This is a genomic window from Methylobacterium sp. (assembly GCF_019750675.1).
GTDB lineage: Bacteria > Pseudomonadota > Alphaproteobacteria > Rhizobiales > Beijerinckiaceae > Methylobacterium.
In genome coordinates this window covers 1-3,100 of sequence record NZ_JAIEOF010000139.1, presented here as the reverse complement: position 1 = coordinate 3,100, position 3,100 = coordinate 1, and the positions used below count along the sequence as shown (strand labels likewise).

The following is a 3,100-nucleotide window of genomic DNA, read 5'->3' as shown; positions in this document are numbered from 1 at the left end:
TGTGACTTTCAGCGGTAAGTGGCGGTGTTTCTTCAGCGTTCTATGGCGGTCGGCTGGCGGCTCAGCGTCCGATAGACGGTTGGCCGGGAAACGGAGAACAGCTCGGCGAGATCGCTGATCGCGTAGGTCCCGGTGTCGTGCATGCGCCGCAGTTCCTTCTGCTGCTTGTCGGAGAGCTTGGGCTTTTTGCCCCGCAATTTGCCCCGCGACCGGGCGATGGCCATGCCCTCGCGGGTGCGCAGCCGGATCAGGTCGGACTCGAACTCGGCGAAGGTCGCGAGGATGTTGAAGAACATCTTTCCCATCGGATCGGCCGGGTCATAGACGCTCGATCCCAGCGCCAGCTTGATCCCGCGTGCGACGAGCGCGTCGGCGATGCTGCGCGCATCCGGGACGGACCGGGCGAGACGATCGAGCTTGGGCACGACGAGGGTATCGCCGCTGCGCACGGCGGCGAGCGCCTGGTCGAGACCGGGGCGAGACCGGTTCGTACCGGTCAGGCCGTGATCGGTGTAAATCCGCTCAGGGACGACGCCGAGCTTTTCGAGGGCGGCCTTCTGCGCGGCGAGGTCCTGTTTGTCGGTGGAGCAGCGGGCGTAGCCAATCAGGGTCGTGGTCATGGCCAAAAGTGTACGCTAGCCCTCCCCTTAGTGATAGTTTTATCGTACCATTCATCTGAGACGGGGTTTCGCGTGGTTCTGCAACGAACCGGGTTCAAGCCGGCGCGCGTCCGCTGGACGATCCCCTTGCGGACACCCATGGCCGGCACGGGACGGTCGGGAGGGTCGGGAGGGTCGGGAGGGCGCCATGGTCGCTGTCACATTCCCGGGCGAGGAGCGGCACCGGCAGGCTCAGGCCCGGCTGGACATGCTGCGGCCCCACCTCGAGGAGGGCGTGCCCCTGACCCGCGCAGCCGCCGAGGCCGGCATCCCGCTTCGAACCGCCCAGCGCTGGCTGGCCCGCTACCGCGAGGACGGTCCGGCCGGACTCGGGCGCGGTGTTCGCCGGGATACCGGCGAGCGCCGCTTTCCCGCCGACCTCGTCGCCCTGATCGAGGGAATGGGCCTGAAGAGGCCGCGCGTCGGCGCCGCCACGATCCACCGCCGGATCGCTGCGATCGCCCGGGCTCAGAGTTGGCGCGTCCCTTCCTACGGCACGGTGCGCGCGATCCTCGCTCGCCTCGACCCTGCCTTGGTCACCCTCGCCCAGGATGGGCCGGCCGCCTTCCGCGACCGCTACGAGTTGATCCACCGCCATCGCGCCGCAGCGCCCAACGCGCTCTGGCAGGCCGACCACACCCTGCTCGACATCCTGATCCGCGACCAGGACGGCAAGCCCGTCCGGCCCTGGCTCACCACGGTGATCGACGACCATTCCCGTGCGATCGCCGGATACCTCGTGTTCGTCGGCGCGCCCTGCGTGCTCAACACCTGCCTCGCCCTGCGGCACGCGATCTGGCGCAAGGCCGATCCCGCCTGGCCGGTCTGCGGCATCCCGGACCTGCTTTACGTCGATCACGGCAGCGACTTCACCAGCCGTCATCTCGATCAGGTCGCCGCGGCCCTGCGCATCCGCATGGTCTACTCGGCGGTCGGACGACCCCAGGGACGGGGCAAGGTCGAGCGGCTGTTTCGAACTCTCAATACCGAGTTGCTGCCCGAACTGCCCGGCCACCTCGTCGGAAGCGCCCCGGCGAGCGCGCCGATGCTGTCGCTGGCGCAACTCGATGCCGCGGTCGGGGCCTTCATCGCCGGCACCTATCACGCCCGTCCCCACCGCGAGACCGGTCAAACGCCACTCGATGGCTGGCGGGGCGGAGGCTTCCTGCCGCGGCTGCCGGAGAGCCTGGAGGATCTCGATCTGCTGCTGGTGATGCTCGCCGCCCCGCGCCGGGTGCGGCGGGACGGCATTCGCTTCCAGGGACTGCGCTACGTCGCCCCGACGCTGGCCGCCTATGTCGGCGAGAGCATCACCCTACGCTACGATCCGCGCGACCTCTCGGAGATCCGGGTCTTCCACCGCGACGCCTTCCTGTGCCGGGCCGTCAGCGAGGAGCATGCGGGCGAGACCGTCACCCTCAAGGACATCGCGGCGGCGCGGCGTGCCCATCGCCAAGCCCTGCGCGCCACCATCACCGAGCGGGTCGCCCGGGTAGCGGACTTCCTGCCCCGGTCGGCGCTATCCGTGGCCCCGCCGGCCCGACGCGCTCGGCTGCGCCTTTATCGGGACGACGTGCCGTGAGGTCTGCGGCGGCCGGCGAGCGCGCGGGGCGGTTCATCGCCACCAAGGAGCATCGCCGCTTCACCGAGTTCGCCGACGCCGTGCGTCGGCACCGCTACATCGGTCTGTGCTACGGTCCGGCCGGTGTCGGCAAGACGCACTCGGCCCGGCGCTACGCCCGATGGGACATCGCCGAGCCGCTGCTGCTGACCTGGGGACCCCGGGCGCCTTCCGACGCCCAGGTCTACGCCGCGCTCGCCCGGAGCCGGAGCGTGTTCTACACGCCTGCGGTCAGCGCGCCGTTCCAGGTGCTGCGGGACGAGATCGCGCAGTTGATGACGCGCGCGGACATCTGCATCGACACGCATGTCCACCGGGACGAGATCGTCCGCACGGGTCTCACGGACCCGGCCGAGCTTCTGATCCTCGACGAGGCGGAGCGCCTCTCGACGGTGGCGCTGGAGCACGTGCGCGACCTATTCGACCGCACCGGCATCGGCGTGATCCTGATCGGCATGCCCGGGCTGGAGAAGCGCCTGGCGCGCTACCCACAGCTCTACAGCCGGATCGGCTTTGCCCACCACTACCGTCCCCTGCAGGGCGAGGAACTCTCCTTCGTCCTGACCCGGCACTGGCGGCAGTTCGGGCTGAGCCTGGACGAGGCGGACTTCACGGACGCTCAGGCGATGGCCTCGATCGCGCGGATCACCGGCGGCAACTTCCGGCTCTTGCAGCGGCTGTTCGTGCAGATCGAGCGCATCCTGACGATCAACGGCCTGCGCGTCATCACCGACGACGTGGTCGAGGCCGCCCGCAGCACCCTCGTCATCGGCGCCACATAAATCTGAGACAACACCGCCACTTATCGCTGAAAGTCACA

At 69.2% G+C, this 3,100-nt stretch carries 3 protein-coding genes; 2 read left to right on the top strand and 1 reads right to left on the bottom strand.

From position 1 onward, the window contains the following. Positions 1 to 32 precede the first annotated feature (32 nt). Complete coding sequence (locus K2X24_RS07415) at positions 33 to 620, bottom strand: recombinase family protein (RefSeq protein ID WP_292496310.1); 588 nt, start codon at positions 618 to 620, stop codon at positions 33 to 35. Between the two features lie 187 nt (positions 621 to 807). Here K2X24_RS07415 and K2X24_RS07410 point away from each other — a divergent pair, with 187 nt between their 5' ends. Together K2X24_RS07410 and K2X24_RS07405 are read left to right on the top strand one after the other, a co-directional pair. Then, a complete protein-coding gene (locus K2X24_RS07410; protein WP_292496308.1) occupies positions 808 to 2,241 on the top strand; it encodes a Mu transposase C-terminal domain-containing protein in 1,434 nt (477 codons plus the stop codon). Then, positions 2,238 to 3,062, top strand: coding sequence for an AAA family ATPase (locus K2X24_RS07405; RefSeq protein ID WP_292496306.1), 825 nt, complete (start codon positions 2,238 to 2,240; stop codon positions 3,060 to 3,062). The genes K2X24_RS07410 and K2X24_RS07405 overlap by 4 nt, the downstream gene beginning before the upstream one ends. Positions 3,063 to 3,100: the final 38 nt, after the last annotated feature.

Excerpts from the sequence above, each read along its gene's own strand:
- K2X24_RS07415 (WP_292496310.1), bottom strand. The coding sequence starts at position 620 with ATGACCACGACCCTGATTGGCTACGCCCGCTGCTCCACCGACAAACAG.
- K2X24_RS07410 (WP_292496308.1), top strand. The coding sequence starts at position 808 with ATGGTCGCTGTCACATTCCCGGGCGAGGAGCGGCACCGGCAGGCTCAG.